The following is a 21,824-nucleotide window of genomic DNA, read 5'->3' on the forward strand; positions in this document are numbered from 1 at the left end:
TCCATCGGCTGTACCTTACTGCGTCAGGGTAGGGACTGTCTTCCTCTCGGTGATGGTGTTGATTGCCCGACATGATGGACAAGCCCTCGCGGACGTCCTTCACGGTCAAAAAAGACATTGGGGCGATGTTTGCCTAGTAGTCGTGCCCACAAGCCCTTTACGGCAGTGATAACCATCAGGCGCAATGGAAATCGTGCGTGAACCTTGTTTACTGTAGGCGTTGAGCGAGCATCTTGGCCTTGCACATACCAGCGAACCGGGCCGATCTCTTCTTCATTATCTCCTTCAATGTGATAGCAAGCACTCACCACGCCAACAAAAGGAATATCGGCATTAATCGTATTGGCGATAGGCGTTTGGCAACAACGAGTATACCAGCGGTATAGGCCTCGCTCGCCCAACCTTAAACAGGTTAATTGATCTCGGCCGCGATAAATACGGAGCTGCGCTGGCGTAATTTGTAGCACTTCTGTGCCGCCGCCTGGCTCGAGTTCAGTGTGGTAGCCCAGTGTTTGCGCATAGGTCTGACAATCACTGCAAAAGCACACACAGCGTTGGCTTTGTTGTGCGTCAATGATCTCTCCTGTCATCTGCCCACATGAACACTGAATGGCAAGACGAGCCATATTATTTCCCCCAAGCTGCAGAGCGTGTCTTAACAGTATAGCGCGAATTGTGAGTTCAGACGGTTGCGATAAACGGATAGACACAGCCACAAAAGGGCGGAACCTTATCTATAACATCCTGTTTTATCACTCATGGCAACTTTTCGTGACAGAAAAGTGGCGAGGTGGTGATTTAATATGTTGCTAATAGTTTTCATGTTGGTGATTAATGCTGATGTTTAATATTTGTTAACTTTCGGGTTGGAGGTTTTCAATAGCTTAAGGGTTATCAATAGCGGATAATTCTGATTGATGTTTTTATGGTCGACAAATCTAGGGTTGAAAATGGAAATAACAGGGGATTTAGTTAAACATAACATGTAACGCATTTGTTAATCTTGTATCTGGCAACGGCCCTAGCATCAATGCGTGCGTCGGTACAGATAAAAGGAGAAAGCCATGAATACGTCTTCACTACTCATGCAGCTCAATCAACTGGACGATAATCACATCAAGCAGCTTCAACCCTCGTTTGGTAATCTTCCAGGCACTTCACATGCTGATGGTGGCTATCGACTTCGCCGTTACTCGGTGGTTCATGTTTTCAATGGGGGCGTCGAAAAACTACCACCGCGACCGTTTATGCAAACCTCGGACATTAACGAGTTCCAAGGTGACGTAGCGAGAACATTTGAAGATATTGAATCAGAAACCGTGCAAAAGCCCGGCTTTCATGCCATGTGTCGCACGTTCCGCGATGTGTATCAATTAAGTGACGATAACGATATTGAAATCCACCAAATTCGTATTCAGGCGGATAATCAGTCGGTGCAAGTCGCCCCAGAAGGCGTTCACCAAGACGGCTTTGATCATATCGCCATTGTCAGTATTGGCCGCGATAATATTGAGGGCGGTGACTTTCAGGTATTTAGTCATAAAACCAGCGCACCGCTGTTTAGCCTGCCGCTGGAACCGGGACAAATGGCGGCACTTGATGACCGTACACTATGGCATTACGCTGAGCCGATTACGCCCGTGGATAACCAGAAACCGGGCACGATGGATGTATTTGTACTCACAGCAACAAGGAAGTAACGATGACACCGGCAGGTTTTTCACCCCATGCTGTTCGGGGCCACTTTCCCGCACTCGCGCAAATCATTGAAGGCAAACCCGTCGCATTTTTCGATGGGCCTGGGGGCGCGCAAGTGCCCCGCGCGGTGCTTGACGCTATGGTGGATTATTTAGGGCACTACAATGCCAATCTGGGCGGCCAGTTTTTCTCTGGTCGTTATACCACCGAGCTTATGCAGCGCGCACGTGATGTGGCAGCCACCTTTGTGAATGCCGCATCGTCAGAAAGCATGGTATTCGGTCCGAATATGACCACCTTGACCTTCTCTTTGAGTCGGGCGATCAGTCGCGACTGGCAGGCGGGAGATGAAGTGATTGTTTCGGCACTCGATCACTATTCAAATGTATCTAGCTGGCAACAAGCGGCGCACGACAAAGGCGCGATCGTGAAACAGGTACGTGTTGATGAGTCGACGTATTCTATCGATATGACCCACCTTGCCAGCCTAGTAACCGACAAAACTAAGTTGATTGCGGTGACACTCGCCTCTAACACCACAGGCAGTCTGGTGGATGTGGAAAAAGTGGTAGAGATGGCGAAACAAGTGGGCGCCAAAGTGTATGTGGATGCGGTGCATTATGCGCCCCATCACTTAGTGGATGTGCAAGCACTCGGGTGCGATTTCCTTGCCTGTTCGGCGTATAAGTTTTTTGGACCCCATGTTGGTTTTGTCTATGTCGCGCCTGAGTGGGTACAGACGTTAAAACCGTATAAAGTGGAACCTGCGACTAATCAAGGCCCCGGCCGATTTGAAACAGGCACCCAAAGCTTTGAGGCCATCGCGGGGTTTATCGCGGCGGTTGACTATCTCGCACAATGGGGTGATCCCACGTCGTCACTACGAGAAAGGCTAGCGGCAAGCTATGCGCAGTATCAAGCGCATGAGCAAGCACTGTCAGCACATTTTATCCAGTTGATGCGCGCTTATCCCAAAGTACGTATTTATGGTATTACCGACGATAATCAGCTCGATAAACGCACTCCAACGTTTGCGATCCGCATAGAGGGAGCAGAACCTGCTGAGGTTGCTCAAGCACTTGGCGAGCAAAATTTGTGTGTCTGGAATGGACACTTCTACGCCCAAGGCTTGTGTGAGCAGCTTGATATCTTAGATAAAGGCGGTGTGATCCGCATCGGTATGATGCATTACAACACAATTGATGAAATTGACCGGCTTCACCAAGCCTTATTGCCATTTATTAGCGATTAAACGTCTCTTCTATTCTGAGCGGCCATCCTGGCCGCTTTTTTATATTGGTTGGTTAGTGTCAGCGACCTTTATTTCGTTGTAAGAAAAATGTGAAACGTTAGCTGGCGCATAGGCGAAAACGAAACAGAGCGTTAAGATAACCGTCGTTTAACTGCCCAAGAAACCATTCAAAAAGAAAACAAGGCGAGAGAGATGACTGAAGAACAATACGCCTTTTGGCACCAGTACCTGGCGACCCTGCCAACTCACCAGCGGCCAAGTGACGATATGGTGGTAGTCGATACGTTAAGCCACCATACCGTCAGAGCCAATGAAGTCGCGACCTTGGTGAGTTTGAATAAAAAGAAAGCGCACTGCCGGTTGCGTAGTTCTTTGGAAGAGAAAAATGCGGTGATCCCGCAAAAAGGACATTATAAGATTGTCCTTAATGGTCACCAGCGACCCGTTTGCATCGTCAAAACCACACAGGTGAGCTATTGCCCGTTTAACCAAGTCAGCGCTGAATTTGCCGCACGAGAAGGCGAGGGAGATGGTTCGTACCAATGTTGGCACGAAGCGCATTGGGGTTACTTCTCCCAGTACGCTAAAACACACGGCCTGCATTTTGATGAGCAATCGGATGTGGTGCTTGAAGAGTTTGAAAAGGTCTACCCGCTCTAAATATAAAAGCCGCGCCCAGCGGCTTTTTCGATGACGGCCATCAGAGCTATAGGTCTACTCACCGATATCCAAATTAATCTCATCGGCCCATGGCATGTCTGGCAGGGTGTCTAAGTTGGCTTCATAGCGAGACAGGGTAAATTGCCCGTTGTGATGGCTAACATCATAGATCTCAACCATTAACGCACAGGCAATGTACTCGATAGCTTCGTCGCGTGAATAGCCGGTCATACGCAGGCGCATCAAGGTTTCTGCTACCTTTTTAGGGTCTTGGTCGGCGATCTGGTTCTCAACCACTTCAATCAAGTTAGCGATACTGGTACTGGTTTCATCTTGCATATTATTACTCATTGATTGTGACGCGGGCACCATATTAGGCCATAGCAGATGTTCAAGCACGGGGTTTTTCAATCCGTCGCATCAGCGCGTTTCATTTATCAGGCGTAATATGTTAATGATAACCATTATCGTAACGTGAAAGGAAGGTATCAAAATGACAAAAACACGTATTGAAAAAGACAGTATGGGCGATGTCGAGGTGCCTGAGCAGGCGCTGTATCAGGCTCAAACACAGCGTGCGGTGAATAATTTTGCAATCAGTGATCAGACGATGCCAGCGGACTTTATTCGTGCGCTGGCGATGGTGAAGCATGGGGCGGCACAGGCAAATGAGTCGCTAGGGTTGTTAGAGAGTAAGATTGCCGGTGCCATATGTGAGAGCGCAAAAGAAATCATGGCGGGGAATCACATTGAACAGTTTCCTGTTGATGTTTTTCAAACGGGCTCTGGTACCAGTTCTAATATGAACATGAACGAGGTGCTGGCTACCTTGGCCTCAGAGAAATCCGGTGAGACGGTCAGTCCTAACGATCATGTCAATATGAGCCAAAGCAGCAATGACGCGGTACCAACGGCCATTCAGATCAGTACCACATTAGGCTGTGAGCAAAAGCTGCTACCTGCACTCGCGCATCTGCGTGATGCGTTACAGGAAAAGAAACAGTCAGTTGGCCACATCGTGAAAACGGGTCGTACCCATTTGATGGATGCCATGCCTGTTACTATCGGCCAAGAGCTAGAGGCTTGGTCTCAGCAGATCGAGCACGCGATGGTACAAATTACCCAAAGCCTGTCATCGGTACGCGCACTGGCTCAGGGTGGCACCGCGGTGGGAACCGGGATCAATGCTCATCCATTGTTTGCCGAGCGTTTTGCCGAAGCGGTAGCCGCGCTTAGCAAGACGGGTTTTACTGCCAGTGAGAACCCATTCTTTGCCATTGGTAGCCAAGATGCGTTGGTTGCGCTTCACGGCCAGCTAAAAACGACCGCCGTGGCAACCATGAAGCTAAGTAATGACTTGCGCTGGATGAACTCCGGTCCACTCGCAGGGCTCGGTGAGATCGAGCTGGAAGGGTTGCAGCCCGGCTCGTCAATTATGCCAGGCAAGGTCAACCCAGTGATCCCTGAGTCGGCGGCGATGGTATCAGCTCAGGTGATGGGCAATGACACCACAGTGACGGTGGCAGGTCAGTCAGGGAATTTTGAGCTTAACGTGATGTTACCAGTGATTGCCGCGAACGTGTTGCAAAGCATCAACTTGCTCGCTGGCGCAAGCCGACTGCTTGCTGATAAAGCGATTCGCAGCTTTAACGTGAGAGAAGATAACCTACAAGCCGCGCTGTCTCGTAACCCTATCTTAGTGACCGCACTTAACCCCGTTGTGGGATACCTGAAAGCGGCAGAGATTGCCAAGAAAGCATACCAACAAGGCCGCCCCATTCTCGATGTCGCCGAAGAAGAGACCGAGCTGGGTCGAGAGAAGCTCTCGCAGCTGCTTGATCCAACCAAGTTGACAAAGGGCGGCATTGCGGAATAGCGCGGCTCACTCCGCCGTGTTGGGCGCTACCACCACACGATTGCGTCCCAAGCTTTTGGCGGTATATAGGTGATCATCGGCACGGTCAAATACTTGCTCAGGGTGGCTATCGCTTGGGCGGCTTTCGGATAAGCCACAGCTGACCGTGTAGGTGAGCGATTGATTGTCAAACTGTGAGGTATTCGCCGCAATACGTTGGCGAATACGCTCGGCCACATAGTAGGCATCGTGACTGTCAGTATTGCGAAAGATAATCACAAACTCTTCCCCACCATATCGAGCCACCAAATCGGTTTGGCGAACGGCGCGTGTGATCTCAGCAGCAACATCTTGCAAGACGCGATCGCCGGCGGAGTGGCCATATGTGTCGTTAAATTGTTTGAAGTTATCGACATCAATGACTGCGACCGTATAGGTGTACTGCGTTCGCCGAGCGCGTTCGTATTCAATCGCTAATTCAGGCAATAGGCCGTAGCGATTAACGGTGCCCGTCAGTGGATCTAAGCTGGCTTTTCGTTGCCAGCTGTCTCGTGCTGCCACGGCATTTTTATACTCCATCACTTGGATGGAAATACTGATGCTGGCCAGTACGGTGGTAAAGATAAAAATAAGCAGTGCTAACACGCCGTCATAGAGGTTAGGGATCGCGAATGCGCCCATATCGAATGGTACCATTAAGATAGACACGATGATTAAGCCACAAAGACCAATCAGAAGCGTACGCCAATGGCCGGAGAACGCGATATAAATCAGCAACGCAAGCTCGATGTAGATTGCGCCTGGAAACACAGAAAAACTGATGAGTGTGAGTGCCATAATGGCAGTGACGTAGCCCACGTTTTGCCAACTGAGTTTTGACCAGTCGATCCCCAGCCTTTGCCAAGCGGTGTACAAGCTGACCCAAAGCAGTGTTGATGTGGTGTAAGTCATCATAAATTCAATGGTCAAGAATTGTAGTCGTCCGTGAACTAACTGATCATCGATATAAAGCGGGATCGCGACAATGGCCATCATTACTATTGCGGGGAATAGGCATCCAACGAGCACAAACCGAAAAAGGGCCCGCACTGTATCCAGGCAATGTGGATAATACTTTTGCCATAGCCATGCGGAGAGCGCCGAGGCGAGCGTTAAAAATGTACCAAAAAAAATGCCTGTCGCGAGATGGAGCGACTCGATGCGGGCGATGGCGGCTAGACCGTGGCCAAGAGAGCCGGCAAGGATAAGCGGGAGTATCATCCCCATTCCTAGATGCCGGAATAATACCACCGCAAGGCCACTGGAGATATTGAGCAAGGTGACCGTGTGGACATCGAGTATCGCGGATAAATAGCGCATATCCAGCCAGACGATTGCCCCGTAAATGAAGCTCCACAACAAAATGTGGCGAGCGGAAGGTAGAGAGAGCCCCAGTAGCATGTCACCTCTGCGTCGTGCGATGCAATAGGATATAAACGTGATTGATAGCGGCAGTACGGTTAATGAATAGTATAGCAGAGCCGAGGTAGAGCTCTGCGTTTTCAGCGGGACAGGTACTTTTTAATCGAGCTTTTTCAACGCGACGGCATTCATACAAAAGCGTAAACCAGATGGTGGGGGACCATCAGGAAATACATGGCCAAGATGCGCGTCACAGGTCGCACAGGTGGTTTCAATCCGTGTCATCCCGTGACTGCTATCTTTGTGATAAGCGATAGCATTATCTTGCGCCGGTTGCGTAAACGAGGGCCAGCCTGTACCTGAATCAAACTTTTCATGCGCATCAAACAGCAAGGTGCCGCAGCATGTGCACCCATAACGCCCTGGCTCAAAGAGCGTACACATGCCTGAGCTGAACGCGCGCTCTGTGCCTTTTTGCCGGGTAACACGAAAGGCTTCTTCACTGAGTTGTGTTTGCCACTCTTGGTCTGTTTTCTCAACCCGCGACGGCGGCGCGAGATTACCGCTTTCACTTCGAGCGACGATGTCTTGCCATGTCAGCATGATGTCGTTCCTCTTATTGAACGGGCGGCTGCCCGTGCTACAAAACGCGTAGTGTTATGAATCTTATTGCTCGATGCAAGTAGTACGGTTTGTTTCTCGTGACTCGATCATGTTGATAGCGTACCAATTCCCCACTTTAACTCATCATCTTGGTCGTCTTTGACTTGGTCTCGATAACCCTCCAAGTGTTGTTCAATCAAATCGTCAGACTGTGAGAAAAAAGCAATATGAAAGATAGCATCACCTTCATTGACCACGGGCAGTGTTTGCTGCCCGATGAGGATACCGCTCTGAGGCGCGATCACTTCTACCTCTTGGCTGCCTGCTGGATCAGAAATGATACCGATTACTTGTTGCTTGGAGACCATTTCACCCAGTGCAATGTGGCTGCGGAATATGCCATCGGCGTCGGCGCGCACCCATCGGGTTGCTCTGGCTGTGACGGGTTTGTAAGGTAATTTACGCCGCGACTGACGCAGCATACCCAAGTGGCGCATTACGCGTATCACTCCCCTGACCCCTGCGTTAATTGCGTAAGGCTCAAAGCGTAGGGCTTCACCGGCCTCATAGGTGATCACCGGAATGCCAATTGCCTCTGCCTCTGCGCGTAAGGAGCCGCCCCTTAAGGCGGCGTCGACAACCACAGGGGCGGAAAATGCGGTCGCCATCGCCCCCGCTTCTGGGTTATCTAAATTGGCGCGGATTTGTGGCAGATTGGTGCGGTGGATAGCGGCGGTATGCAAATCGATCACATGGGTGCATTGGCTAATCACTTCATTAAACAGCTGATACGCCATGCGCCCGGCAATTGAGCCACGTTCAGAGCCCGGAAAGGAGCGATTCAAATCACGCCTATCCGGCAGATAGCGAGACTTGTGAATAAAGCCAAATACATTAACAACGGGAATGGCAACGATTGTTCCGCGTAGTTTTTGGGTGTCGGTTCTCGCCATAATTTGGCGAACAATCTCGATACCATTGAGCTCATCGCCATGAATGGCCGCACAGATTAACAGTGTAGGGCCCGATAGTTTGCCGTTAAGAACCTCTATACTCACGTTGAGTGGGGCGTGGGTATAAAGCTTGGCGATTTCCAGCTCTAAGCTAAGGCGATCACCTGGGTTAACGGTCTCACCCCCGATATCGATAGCATTGTTTCTTTTAGCCCTTACCACGAGTTCGCGTCCTCTTGGCATTAGCAGTCTTTTCGATGTATTCCACCACCATACCCGCGACGTCTTTCCCGGTGGCTTTTTCTATGCCCTCTAACCCCGGTGAGGAGTTGACTTCCATCACCAAAGGGCCGCGCTCGGAGCGCAGTAAATCGACCCCAGCGACATTGAGTCCCATGGCTTTAGCCGCAGCAATTGCGGTTCGACGCTCTGCCGGTGTGATCCGTACCAAGGTTGCGGAACCACCTCGGTGTAAATTGGAGCGAAACTCCCCTGGCTGGGCTTGACGTTTCATCGCGGCGATGACTTTGTCACCAATCACAAAACAGCGAATATCGGCGCCGCTGGACTCTTTAATATACTCTTGCACCAAAATGTCTGCTTTTAGGCCCATAAAGGCTTCTATCACACTTTCAGCCGCTTTTTTGGTTTCGGCGAGGACGACACCAATGCCTTGAGTGCCTTCCAGCAGTTTGACGACCACAGGGGCACTGCCGACCATCTCCAATAGGTCTCCAACATCCCCAGGCTTGCTAGCAAACCCAGTATGTGGCATGCCTATGCCTTTGCGCGACAGCAATTGCATCGAGCGCAGCTTATCTCTAGAGCGGGTGATAGCCACGGACTCATTAACGGGAAAAACCCCCATCATTTCAAACTGGCGCAGTACGGCACAGCCATAAAAGGTCACCGATGAGCCGATACGAGGGATGATGGCTTCAAACCCTTCTAGCTCTTCGCCAGCAAGATGAATTGACGGTTGTGTGGAGTTGATGCTCATGTAACAGCGCAGCGCGTCAATGATTTTATACTCATGACCACGCTGTTCGCACGCTTCAATCAGACGTCGAGTGGAATAGAGGTTTTTATTCCGGGAAAGGATACCGATTTTCATTGTGGTTAGGACTCCTATTTGCCGAGCAGGAATGAATGCATAGGATCGACAATGACGTTGCCTGTCATCGCGGTACGACCTAACAGCATACGAAAGCGCATGTTATCGCGTGCGGTGAGTGTCATCTCTATGGGATAACACAGTTCACCGGCTTTGAGTGTGGTCTGAATCACATAGCGAAGTTGCTCGTGCCCGCCAGAGTCGCGCACGACACGGCGCGCAAGCACGGGCGCTTCCGCTTGAATAACATGTTCGTCATCACCTTGGTGAGGGTGGATCCAAAAACGAACCCAAGCAGCGCCTCCTTTTTCAAACTCTTCAATTTTGAAGGTATGCAAGCATGAAGTACGCGCGCCCGTGTCAATTTTGGCTTTTATACGCGCAATATCTAGGTCTGGGAGGCTAATCCATTCGCGCCAACCCACACACACTTTTTCCGTTGATTGAACCGGCATTGTTATCATTACTCGTTATTGCTCTGCCTTGCTTTTACCATAGAAGTGATAGCGGTTATTCGTGGTAAGAATCTGAAAAATCAGCGATGATATGTGATAACCATCGCACACTGGAAGCGGCACTATCATGGCATATGGGAGACTGGTTGAGAGGGACGCCCTACCGGGGCGGGTCGCTGGGTTTCTGTGCACATGATGACCGTTGAGAAGGAAATACCATGCAAACGAGTGATAGACAAGAAGTGATTGATGATTTGCTATCAAAAGTCGATCAAGGTGCGCCCGAAACGATACAAGAGATAGAGCAAGCACACGGTGTTGATAGCCTTGCTTTGTTATTAGAAGCCTTACCTGTTAGCGATCGTGTGGGCTTTTGGGAGCAACTCTCTCCTTCAATACAGCTTCCTGTGTTGGCGGAGATGCGCGATGACGCAGGCGAAGCGGTTATCCGTGCCGTTGATGAGGCACAGCTACATACACTGTTCGCTGATCTCGACGCGGACACCTTGTTGGAACTGCAAGATGTGTTGACCGAACCGCTGTTAGAGGAAGCGCTCGGTCGGATGGACTCGGAGCAAAAGCAACGCTACGCCTCTGCGCAACAATATGCGGATACTCAAGTGGGCCACTGGTGTGATCATCAACCTTTGGTGGTGCCGGCTAAAACCAAGGTAAATGTGGTACTCCGTCTACTTCGACGGGTGATGCCAAAATATTGCGATCATGTCTTCGTGGTCGATAGTCGAGGCATTTGGGTGGGTGCGGTGCCTATTCATAAGTTGTTCGGCGCGGACGGTATTCTCAAAATCAGTGAGCTGGTACGCGAGCAATTTCCCAGCTTAAATGCGCGTGATGATATCTATACCAGTGCCGACAAAGTCGCGAGCAGTGAAGAAATCGCGCTACCCGTATTGGATGATGGTGGCATGTTAATTGGCCGGCTTGACCTTGGTACTGCCTATGAGATGCAAGCGGAACGGGCAGAAGCGCAAATCATGGCCACGGCGGGTTTGGATGAAGATGAAGATTTATTCTCCCCGGTGATGAAAAGTGCGCGTAATCGCGCGTTATGGCTTGGGATTAACCTGATGACGGCTTTTCTGGCCTCTTGGTTTATTGGTTTGTTTGAAGCGACATTGCAACAAGTGGTCGCGCTTGCCGTATTGATGCCCGTGGTCGCCTCAATGGGTGGGATTGCCGGTAGTCAAACGCTGACGCTGATCGTGCGAGGCCTCGCGTTAGGACAAATATCTAAGGCTAACTTAAAGCCCCTTTTGAGTAAGGAATTTAAAGTGGGGCTACTCAATGGCGTGCTTTGGGCGCTTGTGATTGGTGCTATTGCGGGTTATTGGTTTGAAAGCTGGGGACTCGGTGCGGTGATTGGCGCCGCGATTGTCGCCAATATTATCAGTGCTGCACTGGCGGGGATTTTTGTACCTGTGTTATTAGGGAAGCTGAAGATTGATCCGGCTCTGTCAGGCTCAGTGATTTTAACCACGGTGACTGACATCGTCGGTTTTGTCGCTTTCTTAGGCTTAGGAACGTTGTTTTTACTGTAAGTGATTCTTAGGCGTGATGTGTTGTTACTTAGTGGATAGCGCTCGTGATAGCCACGAGCGCTTTTTTATATCAAGCCGGTGTTGAAGGTGTGGCCGTTTCTGCCTCTGACCGCTCGGTTTGTTCGCTCAGTTTACCGTCTGCTGCGGGGAGCAGCTTTTCGCAATAAAGCGTCATCACATCCTCGCGAATGAGCTGCTCTAATTCGGCCGCACGCTCGGTAGGACAAAACAATCGCACATGCACCAGTTGCTCTCCTGTCTCTGTGTGCGAGAGGTAAAGATGAGGCTCTGGGCCAGGAAGATCGACACCAGCATGGCGCTCAATCACATGGTTATAACGTCGAGCAATATCCATAAAGTCTTCGCTGTGATCATCAATACGCGCCAGTAGTGCGGGAATATGGGGGTATAAATTTATATCGCCACGGATCACCAGGTGAAAATGGTGATAAACATAGCGCTTCATAAAGTTCAGGTTTTTCACAGTGGTAGAGAAAAACAAGCTGTTCGGTAATGTCGCGGTTTTTCCGGTGTAGCAATAGTGCCCATGATGGGTATCAATTTCTTGAATTTTGGTCGCCATCAAATTGTGCTCGATCACTTCGCCACGAGAGTTACCTACCTCAATCCAATCCCCGATACGAAACGATCGTGAACTGGCGCGCTGAATAGAACCGGTAAAGCACAGGATAATTTCTTTGGAAGCCACTACCACCGCGACCGCAATGGCTGTGAGCGAGAGGGCAAACTCACTAATTTCTGTGTTCCAAAACAAGAACAAAAACAGTAAAAGCAGACTAAATGCACCATTTTTAGTGCGAGATATCCACTTACGTTGATCTTCGCTGAGAAAGTTACTATCACCGCGAATATGACGCAAAATCAGGCGACGGATCACGCTAACAAAGACGATAACACCAATGGTGGTCAATAGTTTGTTTTCGACCAACAGTTGGGCGATGTTTTTCAACTCAGATAACAAAATCGCTCCCGTAATGCTTCTGGCAAGTTTTGGCGCTATTCTGCCCCTTTGTTAGGCAAAATAAAACGTAAACTTGCGACTATCACGCATAAGGTGCGCGTTAGGCATGAGTTAGTCTGTCATCAGTTTGCTTTGTTGGATCATGGCATCAATCACAGAAGCGCTTAGCTCTTGGCTGCTCAGGCCACTCATATCAATTTCGTATGCACTAGCCATGTCTGCCACACTGAGGTTTTCAAACACCACGTGCTGGTCGATTTGATTATCGCCCGCCGAGGCGATGTACAAGGTGGCTTCACCTTGGTCGTTGTCCTCAAGAGTTAGGTAGTCTTCTAGATTCGCACCGTCTTGGTCTTCATCAATCAGAAGCTCGGAGAGATCCAGTATGTCCTTTTGCACATCAAAGTCAGTAATACGATCAACCGCCTCAGCGCCGATAGACCCTTGATCACCGCTCAAAAAGGCGAAAGTGTCCGACCCAAGCCCCCCTGTCAACGTGTCGTCACCTTGGCCGCCAATCAGCAAATCATCGCCAAGGCCGCCATCAAGCGTATCATCGCCGTGGTTCCCGAGTAAGCTATCATCTCCTTCGTTACCGATCAGGGTGTCGTCACCTGTACCGGCCGCGAGAATTTCACTTTGATAGTTACCTTCTAGCGTTTGGTCATCAATGGCAATAATATCAACCAGTGCACTGTCCATATAACTGCCGTTAGAGGTAGTGTACTCAAATTGATGCTCAGGCTCTGGTAACACCGCATTCGAGCTATCCAAAGTCAGGTAAATCTCGTAGCTTTCGGTGTCATTAGATCCATTGTTGGAAACGATCTCAAAGTAGTAAGTGCCCTGCTGACCGGCCGTAAAGCTATTGCTGCCAGAGTCGGGATTGAGGGTGTCCAAAAGCTGTTGGTTTTGGTCATAGACTCTCACGCTTAGATCATTGAACCAATGGTCATCATCAAAGAGTAAGGTTTCGTTCTGGTAAAGATCCATTTTCGTCATATCACTATCAATGCCGTTCTGGACCGTCCCCGTCAGGGCAGCATTGGCACCATAGTTACCAGCATCAATGTGTGTCCACACCTCCTGTGTCATGGTGCCGAATTTACCGCGGTCTAGGCTCTGTGCCTGAGCAAAGGAACTGGCGAAATCGCCCAGTTCGGATTCAGCAATAAACTCGGAATCGTTACCGATGGGATCAAGGAAGCTTTGCGTATTCATCGCACTATCGGGCGTGAAAGTGACGTCATCTGTGCCCGTTACCGACCCTTGTATTGCATTACTGGTGGCCGTGATCGTACTGTCCATCGAAGGAATATCGTTATGGGTTAAGGCCAAACCGGGAATGACGATCGGACTACCATCATGAATATTGGTGATTACAATATCGTGATTGGCATCTAGCCGTGCCTCGTAGTAGAGGTTAATGGCGACATTGACCTCACTGGTATCGCCATCGTTGTCGGTAAGCGTCAGCGCAATTTGCTCTTGCTCGTTGAGAATATTTCTGTCGACCGCAACGCGGTAGTCGTATTCGCCGGTATCAAAATTGATGGTGAGGATACCGCCTTTTGCGGTTTCAAAGGTCTGCTGCGCGCTGTCAGTCGCCGGGTCATAGTTGTATGTTTGTCCATCCAAGGTGAGTGTAGAAATATAGCCATCGTCGGCGCCGAACAAAGAGACAGTATTGCCGTCATCATCCGTCAGCACGAGACCGCCTGACACTTGTCCACTCTCAATGGTTTGTAGCAGTGAGTAGGCGAGCTCATTTTCATCGGTGACCAGCAACACATTGTCACTGGTATTGCCTGAACTGCTTGCCGCAATCGGTGTCAGTGGCGATGTCGTAATGCCATCCCCGACCCCGACACTGAAGGACTCGTCAATACCTTGCGTACTGACATAAGTTTGCCATGCGCTTTGCAGGCTGGTGTTACTTTCAAAGTCATCATTGGGCATCCCGTCCGAGATAAAATACGAGATAGTCTTATCTGCGCTGATCCCTGATGTATCAATATTATTGATGATCTCATTGAGCGCGTTATCGTACCGGGTCGCGCCACCTGCGTATAAGCCCTCAATGGCATCCAACGCGCTGGCGGCGTCATTAAGAAGCCAGCCTGATGAACTCGCCGTATCCGAGAACGACACAATTTGGATATTAAGATCCCCGAGTCTGTCGTATTCCTCAATCATCGATTTTAGCGCGGCTTTAGTGACTTCCATCCGAGTGGGTGAATCCGGATCGCTTGGGTCAACCGGATCGGACATACTGCCGGACAGATCAATGGTGAGAATAAGGTTAAACGTCGAGCTACTCTCCGCCGTCGCGTACAAGGCACTTTCGATGTTGTCTGAGGTCGGCGTGTCATCTTGCACATTGACCGTTAATGTCGATGAGCGATACGCCGTAGACGCCGTCGGATCATAGGTGGTGTAGGTGAAGGCTTCGCTCACGTTATCACCGCTGGTGGCATTATTGAGCGTATAGGTGTAGTCACCCGCGCGATAACCTTGGGTGTTGTCTTGGTTATAAACAGTCAGAGTGCCACTGGCAGTGGTGAGGGTTAAAACCCCATCACTGCCAAAGCTTTGCCCATTAATTTGATGCAGGCTGACATTAACGCCAATCCCCGTATCATTATCCAACAGGTTACCTTGGGTGGTTTGACTATTATCGTCGCTCACTAACCCTTGCTCGCTGACTGAAGCGATATCGGCGTTTAACTGGGTATTGTTGTCATGACCGAGTGTGAGCTGCGCCTGACTCGTATCCCCATCGCTGTCGGTGAGGGTATAGGTGAATACCTCATCGTCCAGCGTGCTGGCATCCGTCGTTGACGCGACCGATGATTGATACAGGTAGCTGCCGTCGGGTTGAATGGTTAATTGCCCTTGCGATGTGGCAATCACAGTACTGCCGTTGACTGCATACGTGGTGCCATTGAAGCTAACCGCGGTCACCGTGGTGGTATCCGCCCCGAGGGTATCGGCACCGGCGCCGGCAGTGATCACGTTCCCTCCTGTCGAGGCGCCAGAGGCTACGCTATCACTATCATCATGGGCTACCGGCGCAGAGTCGCTCACATCGAAGGTCACGGTTGTCCACTCTTCATTCTCGCTACTTTGGTAGGAGAAGCTGTCATAGACGTGACCGCCGCCTGCATGGTTCACTGCCGGTGCAGTGTAGGTAAAGCTACCGTCTGCGTTGACAGTAACACTGCCACCCAATGCGGTGACGATGGTGGCAGGGCCGATCACAATTTCACTGTTACCACTTTCTCCTTGGCTGGCATTGGTGGCAACGCGGGTGACAGAGGCCTGTGTGTCTGTATCGTTGCTGATCAGTCCGTCGACACTAGCAATGCTGGTGGCTTGTCCTTCGGTCTGTGCAAAGCTGTCATTTTCTAGATTCAGAGTGGCCGTGGTTGATGCCTGATCCGTGCCGTCGGTACTGATAGCCGTAATCGATAGCGTGACACCAGTAATATCGGCAGGAGAGGCGAGATTAAGACCACTCAGTTGCGCGTCCGTGAGTAGCCAATCGCCGGTGCTTGCCTCTTTTGTCCCCGCTGATAATACTGCATCATCCGGTAAGCCGCTGATTCGGTAAGTAAGTGTTTCGCCCGATTCATTGGCGGTGCCGGAGATTGTTAAAGGCGATAGAATCGCACGTGACCCGCCTGCGCCAGGGTCAGTGGCGGAGATTTGTCCCGTGTCATCGATATAAGTCAGTGATTGATCGCCACGGCTGACTGTGAGGGTGGGGGCGGTAGCAACCCCTTCGACGTTGAAGGTGACATCGTGGGTCAGGCTCGCATTTTGCGTATCGGTGGCGCGGAAGCTTACTGTCTCTGTCCCACTCCAATCGGCGACCGAAGAAATGGTCGCGACTCCATTCGCATCAATAGAGACAGAAACTCCACTGGGCACATTTGCCACATCGAAACTCAAGGTATCGTCACTGTCGATGTCGGAAAACACCGTATTGAGATCAATGGTGTAGCTAACAAAATCCTCTTGCAGAGTTTGTGTTGAAACGGCTTGAGCCAAGGTGGGGGCGTCATTGGCCCCCGTAATGGTGATGACAATATCTTGTTGTGTGTTATCGCTTGCGGTGAGGGTGATGGTGTCCGTCACTTGATCACCGGCATCTAAATCCTGCACTGAGCTCTGATCGAGGGTGTAAGTCCAATTGCCGTTGACCAGCTCTAGCGAACCGTAAGTGCCGCTCTCTGTGGTATCGGCAAAGGTTGGCGCGTCGTCACTATCCACATCACTGATCGCAATGGTGCCGGTGGCAGTGACCGCATCGCCTTCGTCACCTTCGGTCACTGAGCCGGTAAAGCTACCGGTGACTTCAGGTAAGTCGTCGGTGCCGGTAATGGTGATAACAATATCTTGTTGTGTGTTATCGCTTGCGGTGAGGGTGATGGTGTCGGTCACCTGATCACCGGCATCCAAGTTCTGTACGGCAGACTGATCGAGTGACCGCATCGCCTTCGTCACCTTCGGTCACTGAGCCGGTAAAGCTACCGGTGACTTCAGGTAAGTCGTCGGTGCCGGTAATGGTGATAACAATATCTTGTTGTGTGTTATCGCTTGCGGTGAGGGTGATGGTGTCGGTCACCTGATCACCGGCATCCAAGTTCTGTACGGCAGACTGATCGAGGGTGTAAGTCCAGTTGCCGTTCACCAGCTCTAGCGAGCCATAAGTCCCCGCTTCAGTGGTATCGGCAAAGGTCGGCGCGTCGTCACTATCCACATCACTGATCGCAATGGTGCCCGTGGCAGTTACTGCGGTATCGCCCACGTCACCTTCGGTGACTGAGCCGGTAAAGCTACCGGTGACTTCAGGTGCGTCATCCGTCCCCGTAATGGTGATGACAATAGCTTGCTGGGTGCCATCAGAGGCGGTGAGAGTAATGGTGTCCGTCACTTGATCGCCAGCATCTAAATCCTGCACGCTGTCTTGATCAAGCGTATACGTCCAATCACCGTCTACTAGCTCCAACGAGCCGTAAGTGCCTGCCTGCGTGACGTCGGCAAACGTCGGATTGTCGTCGCTATCCACATCACTGATCGCAATGGTACCCGTGGCAGTTACCGCTGTATCGCCCGCGTCACCTTCGGTCACTGAGCCGGTAAAGTTACCGGTGACTTCAGGTAAGTCGTCGGTGCCGGTAATGGTGATAACAATATCTTGCTGTGTGTTATCGCTTGCAGTGAGGGTGATGGTATCCGTCACCTGATCGCCGCCATCTAAATCCTGAACCGAGCTTTGATTGAGCGTGTAAGTCCAATTACCGTTCACCAGCTCTAGCGAACCGTAAGTGCCAGCCTGTGTAACATCGGCAAAGGTCGGATTGTCGTCGCTATCGACATCACTGATCGCAAGGGTACCCGTGGCAGTTACTGCGGTATCGCCCACGTCACCTTCGGTCACTGAGCCAACAAACTCACCACTTACTTCAGGGGCATCCTCTGTCCCCGTAATGGTGATGACAATATCTTGTTGTGTGTTATCGCTTGCGGTGAGGGTGATGGTGTCTGTCACCTGATCGCCGGCATCTAAATCCTGCACGGCAGATTGATCGAGGGTATAAGTCCAATTACCGTTCACCAGCTCTAGCGAACCGTAAGTGCCGCTCTCTGTGGTATCGGCAAAGGTCGGGTTATCGTCACTATCGACATCGCTGATCGCGATGGTGCCCGTCGCAGTTACTGCGGTATCGCCCACGTCACTTTCGGTGACAGAACCTACAAACTCACCACTCACTTCTGGCGCATCGTCGGTGCCGGTAATGGTGATAACAATATCTTGTTGTGTGTTATCGCTTGTGGTGAGGGTGATAGTGTCTGTCACCTCATCACCGGCATCTAAATCCTGCACGGCAGATTGATCGAGGGTGTACGTCCAAGCACCATCTACTAGCTCCAACGAGCCATAAGTTCCCGCTTCTGTAGTATTCGCAAAGGTCGGATTATCGCCGCCATCAACATCACTGATCGCGATGGTGCCGGTGGCAGTGACCGCATCGCCTTCGTCACCTTCGGTCACTGAGCCGGTAAAGCTTCCGGTGACTTCAGGTAAGTCGTCGGTGCCGGTAATGGTGATAACAATATCTTGTTGTGTGTTATCGCTTGCGGTGAGGGTGATGGTGTCGGTCACCTGATCGCCGGCATCTAAATCCTGCACGGCAGACTGATCGAGGGTGTAAGTCCAATTGCCGTTCACCAGCTCTAACGAGCCATAAGTCCCCGCTTCTGTAGTATTCGCAAAGGTCGGATTATCGCCGTCATCCACATCACTGATCGCAAGGGTGCCGGTGGCAGTGACAGGGGCATCGTCTTCATTGCCCTCGGTGACCGAGCCAACAAACTCACCACTCACTTCAGGCGCATCATCCGTCCCGGTAATGGTGATGACAATATCTTGTTGCGTGTTATCGCTTGCCGTCAGGGTAATGGTATCGGTCACCTGATCGCCGGCATCTAAACTCTGCACCGCAGATTGATCAAGGGTGTAAGTCCAATTACCGTTAACTAGCTGGAGCGAACCATAGGTTCCTGCTTCAATGGTATCGGCAAAGGTTGGCGCGTCGTCACTATCGACATCACTGATCGCAATGGTACCCGTGGCAGTGACCGCATCGCCTTCGTTGCCTTCGGTGACTGAGCCGGTAAAGCTACCGGTGACTTCAGGTAAGTCGTCGGTCCCCGTAATGGTGATAACAATATCTTGTTGCGTGTTATCGCTTGCAGTAAGGGTGATGGTGTCGGTCACCTGATCACCGGCATCTAAATCCTGCACGGCAGACTGATCGAGGGTGTAGGTCCAAGCACCATCTACTAGCTCCAACGAGCCATAAGTGCCTGCCTGTGTCACATCGGCAAAGGTCGGATTGTCGTCGCTATCCACATCACTGATCGCAATGGTGCCGGTGGCAGTGACAGGTGCATCACCTTCGTTGCCTTCGGTGACAGAACCAACAAAGCTACCGCTTACTTCAGGGGCATCATTTGTCCCCGTAATAGTGATAACAATATCTTGCTCTGTGCTATCAGAGGCAGTGAGGGTGATAGTATCGGTGACCTGATCGCCGGCATCTAAACTCTGCACCGCAGACTGATCAAGTGTGTAAGTCCAATTACCGTTAACTAGCTGGAGCGAACCGTAAGTCCCGGTTTCTGTGGTATCGGCAAAGGTTGGCGCGTCGTCACTATCGACATCACTGATGGCAATCGTACCCGTCGCAGTCACCGCCGCATCGCCCACGTTGCCTTCGGTGACAGAACCAACAAAGCTACCGCTTACTTCAGGGGCATCATTCGTCCCCGTAATGGTGATAACAATATCTTGTTCGGTGCCATCAGAGGCTGTCAGGGTGATAGTGTCGGTCACCTGATCGCCGGCATCTAAATCCTGCACCGCAGACTGATCAAGGGTGTAGGTCCAACTGCCATTGACCAGCTCGAGCGAACCATAAGTCCCCGCTTCAGTGGTATCGGCAAAGGTTGGATTATCGTCACTATCGACATCACTGATCGCAATGGTTCCCGTGGCAGTGACAGGGGCATCGCCCACGTTGCCTTCGGTGACTGAGCCGGTAAAGCTACCGGTGACTTCAGGTAAGTCGTCGGTGCCGGTAATGGTGATCACAATATCTTGTTGTGTGTTATCGCTTGCAGTAAGGGTGATGGTGTCGGTCACCTGATCACCGGCATCTAAATCCTGCACGGCAGATTGATCGAGGGTGTAGGTCCAGTTCTCACCGACTAGCTCCAACGAGCCGTAAGTGCCTGCCTGTGTGACGTCGGCAAAGGTTGGCGCGTCGTCACTATCGACATCACTGATCGCGATGGTGCCCGTGGCAGTTACTGCGGTATCGCCCACGTCACCTTCGGTCACTGAGCCGGTAAAGCTACCGGTGACTTCAGGTAAGTCGTCGGTGCCGGTAATGGTGATAACAATATCTTGTTGCGTGTTATCGCTTGCGGTGAGGGTGATAGTGTCTGTCACCTCATCACCGGCATCTAAATCCTGCACGGCAGATTGATCGAGGGTGTAAGTCCAATTACCGTTCACCAGCTCTAGCGAACCGTAAGTGCCGCTCTCTGTGGTATCGGCAAAGGTCGGGTTATCGTCACTATCAACATCACTGATCGCAATGGTGCCGGTGGCAGTGACCGCATCGCCTTCGTTGCCTTCGGTGACTGAGCCGGTAAAGTTACCGGTGACTTCAGGTAAGTCGTCGGTGCCGGTAATGGTGATAACAATATCTTGCTGTGTGTTATCGCTTGCAGTGAGGGTGATGGTATCCGTCACCTGATCGCCGGCGTCTAAACCCTGAACCGAGCCCTGATTTAGTGTATAGGTCCAGCTCTCACCGACTAGCTCCAACGAGCCGTAAGTGCCTGCCTGTGTGACGTCGGCAAAGGTTGGCGCGTCGTCACTATCGACATCACTGATCGCGATGGTGCCCGTGGCAGTGACAGGGGCATCGTCTTCATTGCCCTCGGTGACCGAGCCAAAAAACTCACCCCTCAATTCTGGCGCATCGTCGGTCCCCGTAATCGTGATAACAATATCTTGTTGTGTGTTATCGCTTGCGGTGAGGGTGATGGTGTCCGTCACTTGATCACCGGCATCTAAATCCTGCACGGCAGACTGATCGAGGGTGTAGGTCCAGTTGCCGTTAACTAGGTCTAGCGAGCCATAAGTCCCCGCTTCAGTGGTATCGGCAAAGGCCGGTGTATCGTCGCCATCCACATCACTGATCGCAATGGTGCCACTTGCAGTGACCGCGGCATCGCCCACGTCCCCTTCGGTGACAGAACCTACAAACTCACCACTCACTTCTGGCGCATCGTCGGTGCCGGTAATGGTGATGACGATATCTTGTTGCGTGTTATCGCTTGCAGTCAGGGTGATAGTGTCGGTCACCTGATCGCCGGCATCTAAATCCTGCACTGAGCTCTGATCGAGGGTGTAGGTCCAAGCACCATCTACTAGCTCCAACGAGCCGTAAGTGCCTGCCTGTGTGACGTCAGCAAACGTCGGATTGTCATCGCCATCGACATCACTGATCGAAATGGTGCCGGTGGCAGTGACCGCATCGCCTTCGTCACCTTCGGTCACTGAGCCGGTAAAGCTACCGGTGACTTCAGGTAAGTCGTCGGTGCCGGTAATGGTGATAACAATATCTTGTTGTGTGTTATCGCTTGCGGTGAGGGTGATGGTGTCGGTCACCTGATCACCGGCATCCAAGTTCTGTACGGCAGACTGATC

General features: G+C 51.2%; 13 protein-coding genes and 1 pseudogene. 5 read left to right on the forward strand and 9 right to left on the reverse strand.

Annotation, left to right across the window (positions count from 1 at the left end):
• Window positions 1-23: 23 nt before the first annotated feature.
• The gene (locus BZG20_RS14710; protein WP_077579480.1) at window positions 24-626 is read right to left on the reverse strand and encodes a DUF6151 family protein; all 603 of its coding nucleotides are present in this window, start codon (window positions 624-626) and stop codon (window positions 24-26) included.
• Window positions 627-1,064: 438 nt separating this feature from the next.
• Here BZG20_RS14710 and BZG20_RS14715 point away from each other — a divergent pair, with 438 nt between their 5' ends.
• The 3 genes from BZG20_RS14715 (at window position 1,065) to BZG20_RS14725 (ending at window position 3,610) form a co-directional block, all read left to right on the forward strand.
• Complete coding sequence (locus BZG20_RS14715; RefSeq protein WP_077579481.1) at window positions 1,065-1,700, forward strand: 2OG-Fe dioxygenase family protein; 636 nt, start codon at window positions 1,065-1,067, stop codon at window positions 1,698-1,700.
• Between the two features lie 2 nt (window positions 1,701-1,702).
• A complete protein-coding gene (locus BZG20_RS14720) occupies window positions 1,703-2,950 on the forward strand; it encodes a cysteine desulfurase-like protein (protein WP_077579482.1) in 1,248 nt (415 codons plus the stop codon).
• 192 nt (window positions 2,951-3,142) lie between these two features.
• Window positions 3,143-3,610 (forward strand): ASCH domain-containing protein, encoded by a 468-nt coding sequence (locus BZG20_RS14725; protein WP_077579483.1) that lies wholly within the window; start codon window positions 3,143-3,145, stop codon window positions 3,608-3,610.
• A gap of 54 nt (window positions 3,611-3,664) precedes the next feature.
• Here BZG20_RS14725 and BZG20_RS14730 read toward each other — a convergent pair whose 3' ends face one another.
• Window positions 3,665-3,949 carry a hypothetical protein gene (locus BZG20_RS14730; protein WP_046075496.1) on the reverse strand — a complete coding sequence of 95 codons (285 nt, stop codon included), beginning with the start codon at window positions 3,947-3,949 and terminating at the stop codon, window positions 3,665-3,667.
• 154 nt (window positions 3,950-4,103) lie between these two features.
• Here BZG20_RS14730 and BZG20_RS14735 point away from each other — a divergent pair, with 154 nt between their 5' ends.
• Entirely contained in the window at window positions 4,104-5,486 is a 1,383-nt protein-coding gene (locus tag BZG20_RS14735; protein ID WP_046075495.1) for a class II fumarate hydratase, read from the forward strand.
• Window positions 5,487-5,492: 6 nt separating this feature from the next.
• Here the strand turns inward: BZG20_RS14735 and BZG20_RS14740 are convergent, their stop codons facing one another.
• From BZG20_RS14740 to BZG20_RS14760, 5 genes are all read right to left on the reverse strand, one after another.
• On the reverse strand, window positions 5,493-6,905 hold the full coding sequence (locus tag BZG20_RS14740; protein ID WP_077579484.1) for a GGDEF domain-containing protein: 1,413 nt from the start codon (window positions 6,903-6,905) through the stop codon (window positions 5,493-5,495).
• Between the two features lie 120 nt (window positions 6,906-7,025).
• Window positions 7,026-7,469: a peptide-methionine (R)-S-oxide reductase MsrB gene (gene msrB / locus BZG20_RS14745; RefSeq protein ID WP_077579485.1), complete on the reverse strand. Its 444-nt coding sequence runs from the start codon at window positions 7,467-7,469 to the stop codon at window positions 7,026-7,028.
• 107 nt (window positions 7,470-7,576) lie between these two features.
• A complete protein-coding gene (locus BZG20_RS14750; protein WP_046075493.1) occupies window positions 7,577-8,665 on the reverse strand; it encodes a succinylglutamate desuccinylase/aspartoacylase family protein in 1,089 nt (362 codons plus the stop codon).
• Window positions 8,631-9,536 carry a 30S ribosomal protein S6--L-glutamate ligase gene (gene rimK / locus BZG20_RS14755; protein WP_046075492.1) on the reverse strand — a complete coding sequence of 302 codons (906 nt, stop codon included), beginning with the start codon at window positions 9,534-9,536 and terminating at the stop codon, window positions 8,631-8,633. The genes BZG20_RS14750 and rimK overlap by 35 nt, the downstream gene beginning before the upstream one ends.
• Before the next feature lie 14 nt (window positions 9,537-9,550).
• Complete coding sequence (locus tag BZG20_RS14760) at window positions 9,551-9,991, reverse strand: ATP-dependent zinc protease (protein ID WP_046075491.1); 441 nt, start codon at window positions 9,989-9,991, stop codon at window positions 9,551-9,553.
• A 218-nt stretch (window positions 9,992-10,209) separates the two neighbouring features.
• Between BZG20_RS14760 and BZG20_RS14765 the strand changes: the two genes are divergently transcribed.
• A complete protein-coding gene (locus tag BZG20_RS14765; protein ID WP_046075490.1) occupies window positions 10,210-11,550 on the forward strand; it encodes a magnesium transporter in 1,341 nt (446 codons plus the stop codon).
• Window positions 11,551-11,620: 70 nt separating this feature from the next.
• Here the strand turns inward: BZG20_RS14765 and BZG20_RS14770 are convergent, their stop codons facing one another.
• Window positions 11,621-12,532 carry a mechanosensitive ion channel family protein gene (locus BZG20_RS14770; protein ID WP_241828726.1) on the reverse strand — a complete coding sequence of 304 codons (912 nt, stop codon included), beginning with the start codon at window positions 12,530-12,532 and terminating at the stop codon, window positions 11,621-11,623.
• Window positions 12,533-12,646: 114 nt separating this feature from the next.
• Window positions 12,647-21,824: pseudogene (locus tag BZG20_RS16285) on the reverse strand (VCBS domain-containing protein); the annotation flags it as partial.

It is taken from the genome of Salinivibrio sp. IB868 (assembly GCF_001995655.1).
GTDB classification, from domain to species: domain Bacteria; phylum Pseudomonadota; class Gammaproteobacteria; order Enterobacterales; family Vibrionaceae; genus Salinivibrio; species Salinivibrio siamensis.